The sequence below is a fragment of the Simplicispira sp. 125 genome, from assembly GCF_003096555.1.
Classification (GTDB): Bacteria; Pseudomonadota; Gammaproteobacteria; order Burkholderiales; family Burkholderiaceae_C; genus Simplicispira.
On the sequence record NZ_QEKM01000001.1, the window covers coordinates 2019655 to 2038373 of the forward strand.

An 18719-nucleotide genomic window follows, 5' to 3' on the forward strand; every position below is an offset into this window, starting at 1 on the left:
GCGGGATTTTAAAGGGGTGATCGGTCTCGGCTCAGACGAGGCTTGCCGGATCAAAGTTGGCGCCGCAAAGAATCAGGGCCACCGTCTCTTGCGGCTGGGGCTTGTACGCACCGGTTTGCAGCGCGGCCAGGCCCAGGGCGGCAGCGGGTTCGACCGCCAGCTTGAATTCCTTCCACAGCCACAACTGCGCGGCGCGGATGGCTTCGTCGGGCAGCAACAACGCGTCGTGCACATGGCGCTGGCTGATCTCCCAGCACAGCGCACCGATGCGGCGCGCGCCCAGTGAATCGGCGGCCACACCGCCCACTTCAACATCTACCGGGTGACCTGCGGCGCGCGCGGCGTGCAGGGTGGGCGCGCGTTCGGGCTCCAGCGCCACCACGTGGGCACGGCTTGCAAACCAGGCGGCCACGCCGCCGATAAGGCCGCCACCGCCCACGCTGACCAGCACGCTGTCCGGCGGGCGGGCGCCCTGTTCTTCGATCTCCAGCGCCAGCGTACCTGCTCCTGCCACCACCTCGGGCTGGTCGTAGGCGTGGGCCTGCAATGCCCCGGTGCGCTTCTGGCGCGCCACACAGGCCTCCAAGGCTTCGGAATACGCCGCGCCCATGACGACCACCTCGGCGCCCAGGGCGCGCAGGCGTGCACGTTTGGCCTCGGGCGAGACTTCGGGCACAAAGACCTCGCAGCGCACGCCCAAGGCGCGGGCGGCTACTGCCACGGCGATACCTGCGTTGCCGCCCGAGGCAATGATCACGCCGCTGTCGGGCACGGGGTTGGCCAGCAGGCGATAAAGCATGCCGCGCGCCTTGAAGCTGCCGCCCACCTGCAGGTGTTCAAGCTTGAGCCAGATCTCACCGCACTCCACGCCCAGCGATTGGCCAGACAAACGCATCAACGGTGTGGTGCGCAAGAAGTCGGGCTGGGTGGCCAGTTGGCGGCGGGCGGCAGTAATGGCGGCGCGGTCGATCATGCGGGTGCTCCGAGAGACAAAAGGGGCAGTGTAGAAGCACGCCGCCCAATGCACGGGCAACACACGGATACACGGTGCATTGCAGGTGTGCGATGCAACTGCCGATAACATGGCCAGTGCAGTCGCCCATGCAAACACACTTTGCAGGCCTGCCAGCTGGAGGTGCAAGCATGTTCTTCGTTTTTGGCCCATCTGGACAGATGTACCGGGGTGGCCCTGAGAATTTGTCGCAGATTTCACCGGTGCGGCGCGTGCAGCGCCCCCAGGCTTTGCGCACCCGGGGTGCCGACGTGCCTCCCTTCTCGGTCCAAACCCCGCCGCCCCCGCCCGAACAGCCCGCCGTGGGCACCAGCCTGCGCGCCCAGGATGCGGTCACGGCTTATACACAGGCGGAGCAAGGCCCTGCGCTGGCCCGCCAGCCCCTGTCGCATGTGCGCGATGTGATGACCAAGGGCGCGCTGACCGTGCAGCCCGATGCAGTGGTCAACCATGCCTGGCAAACGCTGGCCGAGCACGGCGTGTCACAAGCCCCGGTGGTGAGCGCCCAGGGGCGCGTAGTGGGTTTGCTGCTGCGCGCCGACATGGCACCGCTTGAATTGTTGCCCGAGCCCGGCCACATCCAGGCGGCGATTGCACTGGCGCGGCGCACCGTGTCAGAGGTGATGGTGAGCCCGATACCCACCGTATCACCCGATACCGATCTGCGCCGTGTGGCCTCGGTGCTGCTGGACACGGGCCTGCCCGGTCTGCCCGTGACGGATGAATACGGCAGCCTGGTGGGATTTATCTCGCGCACCGACATTCTGCGTGCGGTGGCGGCCGACCCGCCCCTGGACCTGTGGAGCTGAGTTCAGCGCAAAAATACAGGGAAAACGGGCTCAAAGGCCCGTTCTATAAGCGCAATCAGCTATCAATAAAATAGCCACTAACCTGCAGAGCGACTCATTCGCCTTCTTCCGCGCCCGCGGGCCCGGCACCATCGATCTTGAGCCCCTTGGGCAATGGGAACTTGATGGTTTCTTCAATGCCGCTGAGCTTGCGCACCGACACTGCACCCAGCGCCTTGATGCGCTCGATCACTTGCTTGACCAGCACCTCGGGGGCCGATGCGCCAGCCGTCAGGCCCACGCGGGCGATGCCGTCAAACCACTCGGGGCGCAGTTCGTCTGCGTTGTCGACCATGTAGCTGGTGGTATCCATGCGCTGCGCCAGTTCGCGCAGGCGGTTGCTGTTGGAGCTGGTGGGGCTGCCCACCACAATGACCAGGTCGACCTGCGGACTCATGAGCTTGACGGCGTCCTGGCGGTTCTGCGTGGCATAGCAGATGTCCTGCTGCTTGGGCTCGCGCACCGTGGGAAAGCGCGCGCGCACGGCAGCGGTGATTTCGGCAGCGTCGTCCACGCTCAGCGTGGTTTGCGTGACCACGGCAAGTTTTTCCGTCTGTGCGGGCTGCACACGCGCCACGTCCTGCACGTCTTCCACCAGGTGGATGCCGCCGTCGAGCTGGCCCAGCGTGCCCTCGACCTCGGGGTGGCCCTTGTGGCCGATCATGATGAATTCGTAGCCCTCTTGTGCCAGCTTGGCCACCTCGACATGCACCTTGGTCACCAGCGGGCAGGTGGCGTCAAAGATGTGAAAGCCGCGCGCCTTGGCCTCTTCTTGCACGGCCTTGCTCACACCATGGGCGCTGAAGATCAACGTGGCGCCGGGCGGCACGTCCGACAGCTCCTCGATAAAGATCGCGCCCTTGGCCTTGAGGTCGTTGACCACATAGGTGTTGTGCACGATCTCGTGGCGCACGTAGATGGGCGCGCCAAACTTGGTCAGTGCCCGCTCTACGATTTCAATGGCCCGGTCCACCCCCGCGCAAAAACCGCGCGGTTCGGCCAGCAAAATTTCCTGGGGAGTATTCATTTCAGTATCCCATTGCACTTCGCACCGACCCAAACTTGTGAAACCGGCAGGGTCCATGCCAGCGACTGCCGCGCAAGGGCCGCCCCGCCGCGCTGGCGGCACCCCCCATTCCCGCGCGAAAGCAGCGAGAGAAGGAGGAAGCGGCGCAGCCGCACGGGGGGATGCTTCACAAAACGCCGATCACGTGCACTTCAAAAGTCACAGGCTGCCCGGCCAGGGGGTGGTTGAAATCGATCAGCAGGGCCTGCGCACTGTCGGCATTGCCCACCTGCACCACCACCCCGGCGTAGGTGCCCATGCCGTCGGGCGTGGCAAATTCCACCACCTCGCCCACGTGGTACTGCTCATCGGGGTCGCCCATTTCGTCGAGCAGCTTGCGCCCCACCCACTGCTGCATGTCAGGGTTGCGCTCGCCAAAAGCCTCGCCCTGGGCCAGCTCGAACGTGGCGCGTGCGCCCTCGGCCAAGCCCATCAGGCGCTGCTCCATGGCGGGCGAGAGCTCGCTGTTGCCCAGCGTGAGCGTGGCCGGCTTGTCGGCAAAGGTGTTGATGACGTCGCCGGCGGGACCCGCCAGACGGTAATGCAGGGTCAGGAAAGAACCCGGTTGAACTGTTGCCATGAGTGCCTCGATAAACTGGCAGCATTTTACGGTTGCCCCCACACCGACCCCTCCGCCATGCCCCTGAAAGACCTTCCCCTCGACGCGCAGCCCCGCGAAAAGCTCCTGGCACGCGGCCCCGCCGCGCTGTCGGACGCCGAGCTGCTGGCCCTGCTGCTGCGCACCGGCATCGCGGGCAAGGGCGTGCTGCAGATGGCGCAGGAACTGCTGGACCCACCCGGCACCTGCCCCGCCACCGGGCGCACCACCGGCGGGTTTGGCGGCATCGCCGGGCTCTTGCATACCAGCCTGGCCGACCTCGCCCGCATCAAGGGCCTGGGCCCGGCCAAGCGCGCCGAACTGGTGGCCGTACTGGAACTGGCGCGCCGCGCCCTGGCCCAGCAGCTGCGCGAGCGCGAAGCCTTTGACTCGCCCGACGCCGTCAAGCACTACCTGCAGCTGCACCTGGCGCACAAGGGGCACGAGGTATTCGCCGTGCTGTTTCTGGACAGCCAGCACCGCCTGCTGGCCCTGGAAGAGTTGTTCCGGGGCACCCTCACGCAGACCAGCGTGTACCCGCGCGAGGTGGTTCTGCGCGCCCTGCACCACCAGGCCGCCGCCGTGGTGCTGGCACACAACCACCCCAGTGGCAGCGTGCAGCCCAGCCGCGCCGACGAGGCACTGACGCAAACCCTGAAAAGCACACTGGCGCTGGTGGATGTGCGCGTGCTCGACCACGTCATCGTGGCCCCGGGACAGGCGCTTTCCATGGCCGAGAAAGGGCTGGTGTGACGCCGCCACAGCCACCGCACACAGCGTCGGGGGCACTGGCCGCCGCGCTGCTGCGCGCGGCCGCCCAACAACCGGCGTACGCCGGCACCACCCCAGCGACACCTCTGCCACCGCCGCCAGTGGCTCCAGAAACACCCCGGGCGCTGCGGCGCGCCGCCGCTGCCACGCGCTACGCTGCGCAGCAGACGCGCCGCACACTGGGGCCACGCACAACACCACCACCAAGCCCCCCTTCGCCCGCCAAAATCCGGCGCAGCGCACCCGCTGCACGGCGCGCCAGCCTGCGCCTGGACGATTGGCAAGACCTGGCCAGCGTGGCACAACACTTGCGCCGGGAGCAAGAGCGTGCTGCCGCACAGGCCAAGGCAGAGCGCGAAGCTGCAGCCCGGCTGCAGGCCGAGCGCCAACTGTTCAGCCGCAGCGTGGGCGCCGTCACGCCGCTGCGCCACCCCAACCTCGCCGCCATGGCACTTGAACCCACGCCGCCGCTGCCAGTGCAGCACTGGCTGGACGAAGAACAGGTGCTGCAAGAGTCGATCAGCGACGACTTTGATGTCAGTACCCTGCTCGACACCGACGACCAGCTCAGTTTTCGCCGCCCCGGCATCGGGGTGGAAGTCACGCAGCGCCTGCGCGCCGGGCACTGGAGCATTCAACGCCAGCTCGACCTGCACGGCCTGCGCACCGACGAGGCGCGCGAGGCGCTGGGCCAGTTCATCCGTTATGCCCACAAGAGCGGCCTGCGCTGCGTGCGCGTGGTGCATGGCAAGGGATTGGGCTCGCCGGGTCGCACGCCTGTGCTCAAAGGCCGGGTACAGCGCTGGCTGGTGCAAAAACGCGAGGTGCTGGCCTTTGTGCAGGCGCGCCCGGCCGAGGGCGGCGCCGGTGCGCTGGTGGTGCTGCTGGTGCCTGCAGGGCCGCACCGCGCTTGACGCGCAACCCCACCCGCGCCCCATCCCTCCGATGAAATCTGCGTCTCCTGGATTTATAGCCAAATAGGCATCCAACGCCCGCCAGCAAAGCGCTTACAGCTATTCATTTTGGTGAACGGTAACTTCTCCATACCGTGCAGCCGTGGCAGGCAACGGCCTTATAAACGCAGAGAGCGCTGCGCCAGATGCTCCATTTGCGCGGTGGCATGCATCGTCAAACGGTGCTCCACACCAGGCCGCGGAAAGATGGACGCGGCAATGTCGCGCACCAGCTCCAGCTGCTCGTCGGGTGCACGGGCCAGCAGGGCGACCACCAGGTTTTCCAGTGCAATCACCCGAATCTGCAACTGCACCAGCTCTGCGTTACTGAGTGGAGGCACGCCGCCGCTTGTGCCCCCGGCGTCGCCATCCCCACCCGGGCGCTCGCTCTCCCATGGCGACGGCGCCTCTGGTCGGTGCCGTGCGTTTTCCAGGTTTTTCGATGCAGGATGTGGCATAGGCTTGCTTTCAAAAATGACAGGGCAAACAGGGACAGTGTTCCGCTCTTTCAGATACTTTCCAAGCGCCATTGAATACCCACAACCGCATTGCTGCATTTGACAAGGACGCGGCCAATGCCTACGTTGAGGGGCCTTTGCGTGCGGAACAATGAGCGGCGGCCTACCAAATCGCGGGTCGCACCGTCCGAAAGCAGGGCAGACTGGAGATTCATCCGATGCACACCTTGCGGGTCACCCATCTCAATGCCGTCATGCATTCACGGCTTGCCACGGTCACGCTGCAGACACCGCTGCTGCAAGCAGCGCAGCGGCTATCGGAGACGCACATCGGCCTGGTGGTGGTGTGCCACCCGGATGGTGCGATGGCAGGGGTCATCAGCAAAAGCGACATCGTGCGGCAGATCGGCCATTGCATGGGCAGCGCCTGCCACACGCTGGCCAGCGCACTCATGACGACGGATGTCATTTGCTGCGAGCCCACCGCATTGTTGTCGGACGTGCTCACCATGATGCAGGAGCACGGCCTGGTTCATGTGCCGGTGCTCGACCCCCACAAACGCCCATTGGGCGTTGTCAACGCACGCGACGCCCTGCGCGCCCTGGTGGCCGAGGGGGAATATGAACAGTCGCTGCTGTTCGATTACGTGATGGGCGTGGGCTACCACTAACCCACGCCCTTCTGACCTTTTGACAGGATGGGATTGATCATGGAAAAACCGCACGCACGCCCTCTGCCACGACCCCTGTTTCTGAATCTGCTGCAGATCCAGATGCCGGTCGGCGCCATCACCTCCATCCTGCACCGCCTGTCCGGCGTTGTGCTGGCAGCGGGGGTGCCGCTGGGCATGTTTCTGCTGTGGCGATCGCTCGGCGGTGAAGAGGGCTTTGCGCAGGTGATGGGGCTGCTGCACCACCGCGCCTTCCAGGCGGTGGTGGCCGTGCTGGTGTGGGCCTTGGCCCACCATGTGCTGGCCGGGGTGCGCCACATGCTGACCGACATCAACATCGGTTCGACCTTGCACAAGGCGCGGCGCAGCGCCTGGGCCGTGAACCTGACCGCCGCAGCGCTGGCTTTGCTGGCGCTGGGGGTTTTGCCATGACGCCCCACCACACGGGCCCCACCGGTCTGCCGGCCTGGCTGGTGCAACGCACCAGTGCGGTGTACATGCTGCTGTTTTTGGTGGCTCTGCTGGCGTTCTTCGGGTGGCACCCGCTGCACTCTTATGCCGAATGGAAGCGCTGGGTGGGCCACCCTGCCATCTCGCTGGCGCTGGCGCTGTTTTTTGCCGCGCTGCTGGCGCACATGTGGGTAGGGCTGCGCGACGTGCTGCTGGACTATGCGCGCCCCGCGGGCTTGCGCCGGGCATTGTTGGTGCTGGTGGCGCTGGGCTTGTGCGCCGGCGCGGCAAGCATGGCCTGGCTGCTGGCACTGCAGCATGTTTGAGCAACGTGGCCACCAACATGGCCGGAGGCTGTCATGAAATTTTCCATCTCACGCTACAACCCTGACAAGGACGAAAAACCGTACCTGCAGGACTATGCAATGGACATCCTGCCCAGCGACCGGATGCTGCTCGATGTGCTGCTGCGCATCAAAGAGCAAGACCCCACCCTGTCGATGCGCAAATCCTGCCGCGAAGGCGTGTGCGGATCGGACGCCATGAACATCAACGGCCGCAACGGCCTGGCCTGCATCACCCGGGTGCGTGACCTGAAAGAACCGGTGGTGCTGCGGCCCTTGCCGAGTTTTCCGATCGTGCGCGACCTGATCGTGGACATGACCCACTTCTTCAAACAGTACCACTCCATCAAGCCTTACCTCGTCAACGACCAGCCGCCCCCTGAAAAAGAGCGCCTGCAGTCGCCCGCAGATCGGGAAAAACTCAACGGCGCGTATGAGTGCATTTTGTGCGCCTGCTGCAGCAGCCAATGCCCTTCGTTCTGGTGGAACCCGGACAAGTTCGTCGGGCCTGCGGGTCTGATACAGGCCTACCGCTTCATCTTCGACAGCCGCGACACCACAACCAAAGATCGGCTGGACGACCTGAACGATGCCTACCGTCTGTTTCGCTGCCGCACCATCATGAACTGCTCCGAGGTCTGCCCCAAAGGACTGGAACCGTCGCACGCCATTGAGATGATCCGGTTAAAGATGATCAAAGACACCGGAGACAGCGGCGCGCTGCCTACGCATCCGGTGCGCCCCGCCACCTGACGGTCTCCGTCTGCGGTTCCTGGATGGATTCATCGGGCATGCAATCGGAGGTCGACCGAAGCATCGCACTGGCGCATGGCTGAAAGTTGCCTGCGGTGAAACGAATACCGATCCCCCCTCTGGTGCCCGTCACAAACAACAGACCTGCTGGCGCAGAGCGTCTCTTTCATGAGACCGGAGCAGGCTGGGTCACAGACGCGCAAAAGGATCCACCAATGAAGCCAGCGAAGGCTGACCCGCCTGAATCTCAGCGCCAGACGATGGATGCGCGCGCTCGGGCGGCTCATTCACCGGGGTCAGCGGCAGTGGCGCCATGCGCCGACCATAGACGCGCTGCACACGGTCTTCGAGGCTGGGGTGGGAATCGAGCCGGCCGGCAAGGCGCGCGGCCATGCCTTCACTCCAGCGCCCGGTGGTTTCCACGTCTACGAGCAGCATGTGCTGCACGCTGGGGTGCGCCAGGGCATTGCGGCGCGGCTCTTGCTGTCCCGCACGCTGGACTGCCTGGCGCTGGCCCAGCACCTTGCGCAGCACACCGCCCAGGCCGTCCTTGCTGCGCGTCCACTGCACGGCGCGGGCGTCGGCCAGGTATTCGCGCTGACGCGACACCGCCGCCTTGAGGATCTGGCCCGTCAGCCAGCCGGCGAGGCCCGCCAGCATGATGGCCGAGCCAAACCACCAGGCCAGGCCACCGCGCTCGCGCATCTCCTCGCCAAAGTTGTAGACCAGCTCCAGCCCGAACACCATGCCGGCCAAGCGCATCTTCAGGCGCGTGTCGCCCTCATGCAGGTGGGAAAGCTCGTGCGCCACCATGCCCTGCAGTTCCTCGCGGGTAAGGTGGTCGAGCGCGCCCTGGGTGACGGCGACCACCGCATCGGCTTCATCCCAACCGGCGGCAAAGGCGTTGATGGCGTCGGTGTGGGGCAGCACCATGACCTGGGGGCGCGGCATGTGGGCGGCAATGCACAGCTCATCGACCACATTGGCCAGACGCTGCTCGGCATGGGTGACCGAGGGGCGCAGCTCGCGCGCCCCCACGCGCTGCGCCAGTTTCACGCCACCGGCGCGCAGGTTGGACGTCTCGACCCACCAGCCGCCCAGCACCAGCATGAAAGACACGCCCACATTGGCCGCCAAAAAACCCGCCGGAAAAGGCAGGTGCACGGGCAGCAGGGCCGACATGACCCACCAGGCCAGCACCAGCGCGCCATGCACCGCCAGCACCAGCACAGCCACGGCCAGCGCGAAGGCCAGCAGCAGGCGGCGTGTTTCGCTGCGGGCGCTGTGCTGTTGGTCCCAGAACTTCATGGACGGGATGGATGCTGGGAGGCAAGGTCGTTCATTTCGCTTCCAAATTATTCGTGTCTAGGCGCAAAGCCGCAGGCAGTGCTGCAGCACGACAAGGCCAAGCAACAACGACACGGGTGATTTGGAAATGAAATCAGAACTTCACCTGGGGGGCGCTGCGCTCTTCCTCGCTGCGGGTGGATTCGAGCATGGAAGCGGGCGCAAAACCCGCCAGCCGCGCAACAATGAGCGCGGGGAACTGCTGGGCGGCGTTGTTGAAGTCCAGCACCTGGTCGTTGAACGCCTGGCGGGCGAAACCCACGCGGTTTTCGGTGCTGGCCAGCTCTTCGCTGAGTGACTGCATGGTGGCATCGGCCTTGAGATCCGGGTAGCGCTCGGACACCACCATCAGCCGCCCCAGGCTGGCGCCCAAGGCGTTTTCGGCCACGGCCAGCGCGCCCACCGCACCGGCGTTGGTGGGCGCCACGCGGGCTGCGGCGGCCGCGCCCTGCGCCTGGCCCCGGGCCTGGATGACGGCTTCGAGCGTGGAGGCCTCGTGCTGCAGGTAACCGCGCGCCACTTCCACCAGGTTGGGAATCAGGTCGTAACGGCGCTTGAGCTGCACATCGATCTGGCCAAAGGCGTTGGCGATGCGGTTGCGCAATTCCACCAGCCGGTTGTAGGCCGAGACAGCCCACAGCGCCACAACGACCACCAGACCCAGCACGATCCACGCAGCGACAGACATGCTCCACCTCCTTGAATTTTTTGGTGCCCTATCTTAGAACCTGTTCGCTTCGGCAGAAAAATTTGATAGTTTTTTGCCTCTGGCGGCCTACCATCAAGCGCCAATAGCTACATTAACAATAGCAATCAACCGCTTCGGCGTCAGAGGCCCTTGTTGCGCATCCAGTCAGCAGTCTTGAAAAAACTCTCGCGCAGGCGCTGGCGCAGGGCTTCGGGGGTGGCGCATTCACCCATGGCCTGGTCCATGCAGGCCACCCACTGGTCGCGCTCCTTCACGCCAATGGCAAACGGTAGGTGCCTTGCACGCAGGCGCGGGTGGCCAAAGCGCTCCTGGTAGTGGTCGGGCCCGCCCAGCCAGCCGCACAGAAACCAGAACAGCTTGTCGCGCGCATCATCGAGCGTGCTGCCGTGGGTGGCGCGCAGTTCGGCGTAGCCGGGCTCCAGGTCCATCAGATCGTAGAAGCGATCGACCACGGCACGCACGGGGGCCTCGCCACCAATGCGCTCGAACGGTGTGGATTCAGAAACAACGTCTTCAGAATTCATATCAAAACAGGCTCTAGCCCAATACCATCAAGCGCCAGAAGCTATAAAAACAATACCAATCACTCGGCCGCGCGGCGCAGGGTGTCCATCACGGGGCGCTGCAGCACTTCGCGCAACCCCCACCAGCCCGCGAGCAGGGCCAACACGGCACCGGCCAGGCCACCGGCCAAAGGCACCAGCGGCGAAGCGGTCCAGGTGAATTCGAACACGAAGCGCGCCAGCGCCCAGCCGACGACCACCGCCACGCCACTGGCCAGCACACCGGCCAGCAGGCCCACGCCCGCCAGTTCGGCGCGTTGCACGTCGCGCAACAGGCTGGCGCGCGCGCCCAGGGCCCGCATGATGGCGTACTCGCGCGCCCGCTCTTCGCGTGTAGCCGTCACCGCAGCAAACAGCACCACCAGACCAGCAGCCAGGGTGAAGCCGAACAAAAATTCCACTGCACGCACCACCTGGTCCAGCACGCGCTGCACCTGTGCCAGCGTGGCCGCCATGTCCACGTTGGTGACGTTGGGGTACTGGCGCACCAGGGCGTTGTCAAAACCCGCCGTCGTCGGAGCGCGATACGCGGCAAGGTAGGTCACTGCCACGTTTTCCAAGTGGTCCACCGGGAACATGACGAAGAAGTTGGCGTGCATCGAGCCCCAGTCCACCTTGCGCAGCGAGGTGATGCGCACCTCGTGCAGCACGCCCGCCATGTCAAAGCGCAGGGTATCGCCCAGCTTGAGGCCCAGGGTTTTGGCCAGGCCCTCCTCCACACTCGCGGCACCTTGTTCGCCCGGCGTCCAGCGGCCGGCGATCACTTCGTTGTGCGGGGGCTGCTCGGCGGCGTTCGACAGATTGAATTCCCGCTCGACCAGGCGCTGGGCACGGTCTTCGGTATAGCTTTCGGGCCCGATGGACTGGCCGTTGACCGCCACCAGACGGCCGCGAATCATGGGATACCAGTCGTACCGGCGCACGCCCGCTTCCTGCAGGGTTTGCTGAAAGGCGCGCTCCTGGTCGGGCTGGATGTTGATGACGAAGCGATTGGGTGCATCGGGCGGTGTGGCCTGGCGCCAGCTGTCGATCAGGTCGGTGCGCAGCAGCACCAGCAGCACCAGCGCCAGCAGGCCCACAGCCAGGCTGCTGACCTGCACCACCGCATAGGCCGGGCGGGCGGAGATCTGCCGCGTGGCCAAAACCAGCCAGCGCGGCGCCGTGGCCTCGTTCACGCTGCGGCGCAGCAGCAGCACGGCCAGCCAGCTCAGCAGGGCAAACACCGCCACCGCCACGGCAAAGCCCCCCACGGCGATCAGACCCAGCCGGATGTCACTGCTGACCACCAGCAACAGCGCGGCAAAACCGGCCACCCCCAGGCCCAGCACCACCAGCGATGCGGGGCGCAGCGCGCCCATGTCGCGCCGGATCACGCGCAGCGGTGGCACCTGGGCCAGCTGCAGCACGGGCGGCAGGCCAAAGGCCAGCAGCAGCGTCAGGCCCACGCCCAAACCCAGCGCAGCAGGCCAGGCGCTGGCCGACGGCAGGGCCGATTCGACCAGCCCCGCCAGCAGCAGCACAAACACATGGTGCACGGCAAAGCCCAGCAGCACGCCCAGCACGCTGGCCGCCAGGCCCACCAGAATGAATTCGATGGCGTAGCTCCAGGCGATGATGCGCTGGCTTTGCCCCAGCACGCGCAGCATGGCCGAGGCGTCAAGATGGCCCGCCGCAAACCCCCGCGCGGCCAGCGCCACGGCCACGGCCGACAGCAGCGCGGCCAGCAGGGCCACCAGGCTGAGGAATTTCTGGGCGCGGTCCAGCGTCTGTTTCATCTCGGGGCGGCCCGACTCCAGGGATTCGAGGCGTACGCCGTGCACGCCGGGTTGGGTGACTTCTTTTTCCGCCCACTGCATGAACGCACGCACAGGCCCTGGCTCGCCAGCCACTGCGAAGCGGTAGGTGAGGCGGCTTGCGGGCTGCACCAGGCCGGTGGCAGGCACATCGGCTTCGTTCACCATGACGCGCGGCGCAAAGGACATGAAGCCGGCGCCCCGATCGGGCTCGATCACGATGATGCGCGCAATGCGCAATTGCGCATCGCCCAGCAGCAGGGCATCGCCCACCGCCAGACCGAGTGCGTCGAGCAACGGCGCATCCACCCACACCTCGCCCGGCGCAGGAATGTCGCGCGTGACCTGCTCTGGGCCACCGGGCGCCAGGGCCACGGTCAGGCTGCCGCGCAGCGGGTAACCGCTCTGCACGCTCTTGAAAGCCACCAGGCGGCTGGCGCCACCCTGGGCGTCGCCAGCGCGCCCCATGGTGGGGAAACCCATGGTGGTTACCGTCTGCAAGCCCAGGGCCCGGGCGCGCTGCACAAAGGCCTCGGGCGTGGGGTTGTCACTGGCCACCACGGCATCGCCGCCCAGGATCTGCAAGGCATCACGCTGCAGCCCGCCCTGCAGCCGGTCGGCAAAAAAGGCCACCGAGGTCAACGCAGCCACGGCCAGCGTCACGGCCACGGCCAAAAGGCGCAATTCACCCGCGCGCAGATCGCGCAGCAGCGTGCGCCAGCCCAGTTGGACAGTCATCAGATTCATAGGGCGCTTACCTTAGCGCAAATACCCCCGCACGGTGACGGCGCGGGGCTTTGCGTGCCTAGGCAACAGGCGCGGGCCTGGAGCCCGCTTTTACTCCCAGCGCATGGCGGCAATGTCGTGGGCAAAGATCGGGTAGTTCATCCACACGCCCTTGAGACCCTTGCGCACCACGGTGCTGACCTGGGGCGCAAAGATCCAGGCATTTACGGCGTCCATTGCCAGGTAGCGCTGGATTTCCACAAAGAGGATCTGGCGCTCGCGGGCATTGACGCTGGCGGCGTGGCGTTCAACCAAGTCCCGGAAAGGCTGGCTGTCGTAGCCAAAGTAGTACGCCGGGTCGGTATAGATCTGGTAGTCCAGCGGCTCGACATGGTTGATGAGCGTCATGTCGAACTGGCCCTTGAAGGCGCCTGCCAGCCACTGCGGCCACTCCACCTGCTCTTGCTTGAGCACGATACCTACCTTGGCCAGGCTGGCCGCCAGCACCGGTCCGCCCGCACGGGCGTAGGGTGTGGGCGGCAGGGTCAACGTCATTTTCAAGGGGGTCTGGACACCCGCTTCTTTCATTAAAGCCCGGCTACGGCTGGGATCGTAGGGGTACATGCCTGCCAAGTGCACATAGCCGGCATCGGTCGGCGAAAAATGGCTGCCAATGGCCTTGCCTCGCCCGTCGAGCACCGCACGGATGAATGACTCGCGGTCGATGGCGTGGCTGATGGCGCGGCGCACGCGCACATCGCCCAGGGGTTTGCGCCGGTGGTTCAGGGCCAGCATGCCTTTACCGCTGGATGCCCCGATCAGCACCTGGTAGTGCTTGTACACCTCCAGGCGGCCAACGTTTTGCGTGGCAAAGTTGAACAGCACATCCACTTCGCCCGACTGGACCATGCCCACTTGGTCATCCGGGCCGTTGACGAAACGGAACACCGCTTTTTCGACCCGCACCTGCGCTGCACGGCGGTACGCCTCGTGTTTGGTCAGGGTGATGCTGCTGCCCTTGTCCCAATGTTCCAGCCGGTAAGGCCCCGTTCCCACGGGGTGGCGCGCCGCCTGCGCGGCACTGGCCGGGTGCAGGATGACGGCGGTGCTCTCGCCCAGGCGGAACAGCGTATTGCCATCGGCGCGGTGCAATTGCAGCACCACGGTGAGCGGATCAGGCGCGGTGACGCTGGCCATATTGTCGAACAGGGCCTTGCGCGCCTTGTTGCGAGAATCCGGCGCCTTGGCACGCTCAAAGGTGAACAGCACGGCGGCGGCATCAAAGGCAGCACCGTCATGGAAACGCACACCCGGCTGCAAGTGGAAAGTGTAGGTTTTACCGTCGGCGGACATCTCCCACGCCTGCGCCAGCAGGGGCGATGTGGCGCCACTTTCCTCGATCCGGGTCAGACCTTCGAGCACGTTGTAGTGCACCACCTCGCCAATGGAAGCGGCGGCTGCGCTGGTGGGGTCCAGGCCGTCAGGCTCCAGCGAGATGTTGATGACCAGAGCACGCGGCGCAGATTGGGCCAGCGCTTGCCCGCTGGCACCGGCCAGGGCCAATCCGGCCATGGAGGCCCCTGCACAAGCCAGGGTTCGCCGTGTGAGCTGCACTGGGTCTCCGTTCGTGTCAAGCAATAAAATTCCGCGTGAAAGGCGCCAGGGCAGCCCCACGAGAGAGAAACAAAGTGTGACATAGTATCCTGACGCGATTCAAACACCCACGGCAGGACTTGCCTGCCACCCCATTCGCTCTTTTGAATCCTGCCTTGCGTCACCGGTAGCCATGCCCTCATCCCACGCCCAGACCCCACGCACTGCCGGACGGCGGTTGTGGACGGCCGCACCGCTGGGGGTGTCCTCGGCCCTGCTGGCCTTTCTGGCACTGGGTTTGATTCTGTGGGGCGCGAACGTCCTCTACCAGGAGCGCGAGCAACGCCAGCGCCACCAGATCGAACGCGAACTGCAGGCCATCAGCCAGTTGCAGGCCCGCAGCGTGGCCGACTGGCGCGACCGGAGAATGTCCGACGCCATGGCGCTGAGCGATGACAGCCTGTTGGCCCACGCGGTCGCAGCTTGGTTGGCATCGCCAGGAAGCGCACCGAGCGCAGACATCGTGGCCCGTCTGCGCATTTTGCAGGAGCGCGCCCGCTATACCGCCGTGTACCTGGTGGACACGCAAGGCATGCTGCGGCTCACACCAGCCGACAGCGTGCAGGGCCGCCTGCCCGACCCCGAGTTGCTGGCGCTGCACAGCGCCTTGGCACAGGCCCAACCAGTCATGCTGGAGCCGCGCCAGAGCAATTTTTTTGCTTTCCCTTTTTCCGGTTTGATGGTCCCCATTTTCGACGGCATCGAGCCCTTGGGCGCCATCTGGCTGGTGAGCGATGTCCGCACCTCGCTCTACCCACTGCTGGAACTCTGGCCCACGCCAAGCAGGTCAGCAGAGTCCGCCATCGTGCAGCGCGACGGCAACGAGGTGCGTTTTGTCAGCCCACTGCGGCACTACAACAACGCGCCGCAATCCCTGCGCCTTCCGATCTCGCACAGTGAAGATCCGGCGGTACAAGCGGTCACCGGGGTACGCGGCATCATCTATGGACGTGACTACCGGGGCGAGGAGGTGCTAGCAATGGTGAGCGCTGTCCCCGACTCACCGTGGTTCATGGTGTCAAAGATTGATGTCGCCGAAGCCTTTACGGACATGCGCGTGCGCGAATGGCTGGCTTTGAGCCTCCCCATCAGCCTGGGGCTGCTGATCGCAGGATCGTTTGCCGTATTCTGGCAACGGCGCGCCTGGCAACGCGAGCGCGCTCTCAAGACGGATCTGCAGCGCAATATGCGCTGGCTGGAAAGTGCGCAAAAAGCAGCCGAGGTCGGCTACTTCTCCTACGATGCAACCCAACACTCCTTTTTCATGTCGGGCATGGCCTGCACCATCTTTGGGCTGTCGCTGGGCAGCGCCATGTCACGGCGCCAGTGGATCGGCCTGATACACCCCGATGATCGCAAAAAGACGCTGGAAGAGCATGCCCGCGCCATGACCGAACGCACCGGCCTGCGCACCCAGTACCGCATCCGCCGGGCCAGCGACCGGCATGTCCGATGGGTCCAGGTCTGGGCTGAATATGAAAGCGATGCTGGCCAGAAGCCTGTCGCACGCATGACCGGTACCGTACAGGACGTCACCGAGCGCAGGCAGGGGGAGGAAAAACTCGCCACCTACCGCGCGGCCCTGGAGGCCCAGGTACGTCAAGACCCGCTCACCCATATCGCCAACCGGCTGGCGCTGGACGAAGCCGTGGCAATGGAATGGAATCGCGCCTTGCGCAGTGGGGCACCGCTGTCCCTGTTGATGATCGACGTGGACCATTTCAAGGCCTACAACGACCATTACGGCCATGTGGCGGGCGACCTGTGTCTGCAGCGGGTGGCGCAGGCGTTGTCACAGTCCATCGGCCGCGTGGGGGATCTGGTGGCACGTTATGGCGGTGAGGAGTTTGCCGTGCTGCTGCCTGACACCGATGGCACCCAGGCCACCGCTATCGGCCAACGCCTGTGCGATGCCGTGCGGGCCATGAACATCGAGCACCTTGCCGCGCAGGGGCGGCCGCAGGTCACCGTCAGCATCGGTTCGGCCAGCGCCCTACCCGCCTTCACCGCTGTGCCGGGCATGCCGCACACCAGCCATCCGGCATCGGCCCGCGATGCTGCGCGGCACCTGTTCGAGCAGGCCGACGCGGCTCTTTACCGCGCCAAGCAGTCGGGGCGCGACCAAGTCGCCTCGTTCGAACCCAACGGCCTGCAGGCGCCCGCGCCCGCGCCCGGTTGAGGCACGGGGTCGGGTCAGGTACTTTTGCTGACCGAGATGGTGGGAAACTTCGACGAAAAATCCTTGGACTGCTGCGCGATTTTTGCCGCTACGCCGCGCGCCACCTGGCCGTAAATTTGCGCAATCTCGCCTGCAGGATCGGCCACCACGGTGGGCTGGCCGCTGTCTGCCTGCAGACGGATCTTGATATCCAGCGGCAGCGCGCCCAGGTAGTCCATGCCGTAGTCCTGCGCCATCCGGCGCCCGCCGCCTTCACCAAAAATATGTTCAGCGTGGCCACAGTTCGAGCACACATGCACCGCCATGTTTTCGACGATGCCCAGGATGGGAACGCCCACCTTCTCGAACATCTTGATGCCTTTCTTCGCATCAAGCAGGGCGATGTCCTGCGGCGTGGTCACGATAACGGCGCCGGTGATGGGCACGCGCTGGCTCAGCGTGAGCTGGATGTCGCCGGTGCCGGGCGGCATGTCCACGATGAGATAGTCCAGATCTTTCCAGTTCGTCTGGCGCAGCAATTGTTCAAGCGCCTGCGTGGCCATGGGGCCGCGCCAGATCATTGCCTGGTCCTGGTCGACCAAGAAGCCGATGGACATGACCTGCACGCCGTGGTTCACAAGCGGCTCCATGGTCTTGCCGTCCAGGCTTTCGGGCTTGCGGTCAATGCCCATCATCATGGGCTGGCTGGGGCCGTAAATGTCGGCATCCAGCAGGCCCACGCGCGCACCCTCGGCCGCCAGCGCCAGCGCCAGGTTGGCTGCCGTGGTGCTTTTGCCCACGCCGCCCTTGCCCGAGGCCACGGCCACAATGTTCTTCACACCGGGCAGCAACTGCACGCCGCGCTGCACGGCATGGGCCACCACTTTGGTGGTGAGGTTCACGCGCACGCTCTGCACACCAGGCACGCTGCGGGCCGCCGCCTCCAGGCGCTCGCGCAAGGCGGGCTCCTGGCTTCTGGCCGGGTACCCCAGCTCCACGTCAAAAACCACAGCAGCGTTGTCGATCTGCAGGTTGCGCAGTGCCCGGGTGCTGACAAAATCCTGGCCGGTAAGCGGATCCAGCACGGTGCTAAGGGCCGCCATGAGGCTTTGTTCGGTGATAGCCATTCCAATCTCTCCTGTGGGGAGTGGTGAGTCTATCGAAGCGCCCAGACCCCACTGACTGCAGGACAATGCCACCCGCCACCAAGGAGTCACGTGAAATTCAAAATGTCCCCCAACTCGCTGTTTGCTGTCCTGCTGCGCTCGCCGTGGTGGGTCAGCTTTGCCCTGATGGGATTGTTCTCGCTGGCCGCGGTTGCACTGCTGCCGCGCGACTACGCTCTGGCCGGGGTGCTGGGCACGTTTCCTTTTTTTGCCGTGGGCTGCGTCGCCGCGTGGCGCCAGTGGCATGCTCCCAGCGCCGCACGCATCAACGCCCAACACGCACAATTGCAGGCCATGCCCTGGCGCACGCTGGCCGAGGCACTGGAGGCCGCCTGGGTTGCACAGGGCTACCAGGTGGTGCGCCTGCCCTCCGGTGGCGCGGCGGATTTCGCACTGACGCGGAACGGGCAAACCCAGCTGGCCAGCGCACGGCGCTGGAAGGCGGCCCACCATGGCGTGGAGCCGCTGCGTGAACTGCACGCTGCCTTGCAGCAACGTGATTCCACAACGGGGCTGTACCTGCTGGGCCAGGGCCAGTTGAGCGAGAACGCACGCCTGTTTGCACGTGACCATGGCCTGGCCATCGTGCAAGGCGATGCGCTGGCGCAACTGCTGTTGCACTGACCCGCTCCTTTGCGGGTTTTCCCAAGGCTGTAGCGCACTGATGCGGCTGCACACTT

General features: G+C 65.4%; 19 protein-coding genes. 9 read left to right on the forward strand and 10 right to left on the reverse strand.

Translation table 11 applies throughout. The features are described from left to right. Nucleotides 1-31: 31 nt before the first annotated feature. Nucleotides 32-973 carry a threonine/serine dehydratase gene (locus C8D04_RS09410; protein ID WP_116004605.1) on the reverse strand — a complete coding sequence of 314 codons (942 nt, stop codon included), beginning with the start codon at nucleotides 971-973 and terminating at the stop codon, nucleotides 32-34. A gap of 170 nt (nucleotides 974-1143) precedes the next feature. Between C8D04_RS09410 and C8D04_RS09415 the strand changes: the two genes are divergently transcribed. Next, nucleotides 1144-1821 (forward strand): CBS domain-containing protein, encoded by a 678-nt coding sequence (locus tag C8D04_RS09415; RefSeq protein WP_116004606.1) that lies wholly within the window; start codon nucleotides 1144-1146, stop codon nucleotides 1819-1821. 94 nt (nucleotides 1822-1915) lie between these two features. Here C8D04_RS09415 and ispH read toward each other — a convergent pair whose 3' ends face one another. Both ispH and C8D04_RS09425 read right to left on the reverse strand, forming a co-directional pair. Next, nucleotides 1916-2887, reverse strand: a complete 972-nt coding sequence (gene ispH, locus C8D04_RS09420) for a 4-hydroxy-3-methylbut-2-enyl diphosphate reductase (protein WP_116004607.1) — start codon at nucleotides 2885-2887, stop codon at nucleotides 1916-1918. A 166-nt stretch (nucleotides 2888-3053) separates the two neighbouring features. Further along, nucleotides 3054-3506 carry an FKBP-type peptidyl-prolyl cis-trans isomerase gene (locus tag C8D04_RS09425; RefSeq protein WP_116004608.1) on the reverse strand — a complete coding sequence of 151 codons (453 nt, stop codon included), beginning with the start codon at nucleotides 3504-3506 and terminating at the stop codon, nucleotides 3054-3056. A 57-nt stretch (nucleotides 3507-3563) separates the two neighbouring features. Here C8D04_RS09425 and radC point away from each other — a divergent pair, with 57 nt between their 5' ends. Both radC and C8D04_RS09435 read left to right on the forward strand, forming a co-directional pair. Then, complete coding sequence (gene radC, locus C8D04_RS09430) at nucleotides 3564-4277, forward strand: DNA repair protein RadC (protein ID WP_116004609.1); 714 nt, start codon at nucleotides 3564-3566, stop codon at nucleotides 4275-4277. 314 nt (nucleotides 4278-4591) lie between these two features. Continuing rightward, nucleotides 4592-5209 carry a Smr/MutS family protein gene (locus C8D04_RS09435; protein WP_233521248.1) on the forward strand — a complete coding sequence of 206 codons (618 nt, stop codon included), beginning with the start codon at nucleotides 4592-4594 and terminating at the stop codon, nucleotides 5207-5209. 158 nt (nucleotides 5210-5367) lie between these two features. Here the strand turns inward: C8D04_RS09435 and C8D04_RS09440 are convergent, their stop codons facing one another. Further along, nucleotides 5368-5706 (reverse strand): hypothetical protein, encoded by a 339-nt coding sequence (locus C8D04_RS09440; protein WP_116004610.1) that lies wholly within the window; start codon nucleotides 5704-5706, stop codon nucleotides 5368-5370. Between the two features lie 218 nt (nucleotides 5707-5924). Here C8D04_RS09440 and C8D04_RS09445 point away from each other — a divergent pair, with 218 nt between their 5' ends. From C8D04_RS09445 to C8D04_RS09460, 4 genes are read left to right on the forward strand one after another with little or no spacing between them, the layout of a single operon-like run. Next, a complete protein-coding gene (locus C8D04_RS09445) occupies nucleotides 5925-6377 on the forward strand; it encodes a CBS domain-containing protein (RefSeq protein WP_116004611.1) in 453 nt (150 codons plus the stop codon). A 39-nt stretch (nucleotides 6378-6416) separates the two neighbouring features. Continuing rightward, a complete protein-coding gene (gene sdhC / locus C8D04_RS09450; protein ID WP_116006117.1) occupies nucleotides 6417-6809 on the forward strand; it encodes a succinate dehydrogenase, cytochrome b556 subunit in 393 nt (130 codons plus the stop codon). Next, nucleotides 6806-7153 (forward strand): succinate dehydrogenase, hydrophobic membrane anchor protein, encoded by a 348-nt coding sequence (gene sdhD, locus C8D04_RS09455; protein WP_116004612.1) that lies wholly within the window; start codon nucleotides 6806-6808, stop codon nucleotides 7151-7153. Before sdhC ends, sdhD begins: the two co-directional genes overlap by 4 nt. Before the next feature lie 33 nt (nucleotides 7154-7186). Continuing rightward, entirely contained in the window at nucleotides 7187-7924 is a 738-nt protein-coding gene (locus tag C8D04_RS09460; RefSeq protein ID WP_116004613.1) for a succinate dehydrogenase iron-sulfur subunit, read from the forward strand. A gap of 189 nt (nucleotides 7925-8113) precedes the next feature. On the opposite strand, the gene C8D04_RS09465 is transcribed toward C8D04_RS09460, so the two are convergent. The 5 genes from C8D04_RS09465 to C8D04_RS09485 form a co-directional block, all read right to left on the reverse strand. After that, on the reverse strand, nucleotides 8114-9232 hold the full coding sequence (locus tag C8D04_RS09465) for a M48 family metalloprotease (protein WP_116004614.1): 1119 nt from the start codon (nucleotides 9230-9232) through the stop codon (nucleotides 8114-8116). Between the two features lie 133 nt (nucleotides 9233-9365). After that, nucleotides 9366-9959, reverse strand: a complete 594-nt coding sequence (locus C8D04_RS09470) for a LemA family protein (RefSeq protein WP_116004615.1) — start codon at nucleotides 9957-9959, stop codon at nucleotides 9366-9368. Nucleotides 9960-10099: 140 nt separating this feature from the next. Then, nucleotides 10100-10504, reverse strand: a complete 405-nt coding sequence (locus C8D04_RS09475) for a group II truncated hemoglobin (protein ID WP_116004616.1) — start codon at nucleotides 10502-10504, stop codon at nucleotides 10100-10102. Nucleotides 10505-10563: 59 nt separating this feature from the next. Then, a complete protein-coding gene (locus C8D04_RS09480) occupies nucleotides 10564-13083 on the reverse strand; it encodes an FtsX-like permease family protein (RefSeq protein WP_116004617.1) in 2520 nt (839 codons plus the stop codon). A gap of 90 nt (nucleotides 13084-13173) precedes the next feature. Further along, nucleotides 13174-14634, reverse strand: coding sequence for an ABC transporter substrate-binding protein (locus C8D04_RS09485; protein WP_116004618.1), 1461 nt, complete (start codon nucleotides 14632-14634; stop codon nucleotides 13174-13176). A gap of 214 nt (nucleotides 14635-14848) precedes the next feature. Between C8D04_RS09485 and C8D04_RS09490 the strand changes: the two genes are divergently transcribed. Beyond that, entirely contained in the window at nucleotides 14849-16894 is a 2046-nt protein-coding gene (locus tag C8D04_RS09490; RefSeq protein WP_116004619.1) for a diguanylate cyclase, read from the forward strand. 14 nt (nucleotides 16895-16908) lie between these two features. On the opposite strand, the gene apbC is transcribed toward C8D04_RS09490, so the two are convergent. After that, the gene (gene apbC / locus C8D04_RS09495; RefSeq protein WP_116004620.1) at nucleotides 16909-18000 is read right to left on the reverse strand and encodes an iron-sulfur cluster carrier protein ApbC; all 1092 of its coding nucleotides are present in this window, start codon (nucleotides 17998-18000) and stop codon (nucleotides 16909-16911) included. Nucleotides 18001-18102: 102 nt separating this feature from the next. Between apbC and C8D04_RS09500 the strand changes: the two genes are divergently transcribed. Continuing rightward, complete coding sequence (locus C8D04_RS09500) at nucleotides 18103-18663, forward strand: restriction endonuclease (RefSeq protein WP_116004621.1); 561 nt, start codon at nucleotides 18103-18105, stop codon at nucleotides 18661-18663. Nucleotides 18664-18719 lie beyond the last annotated feature (56 nt).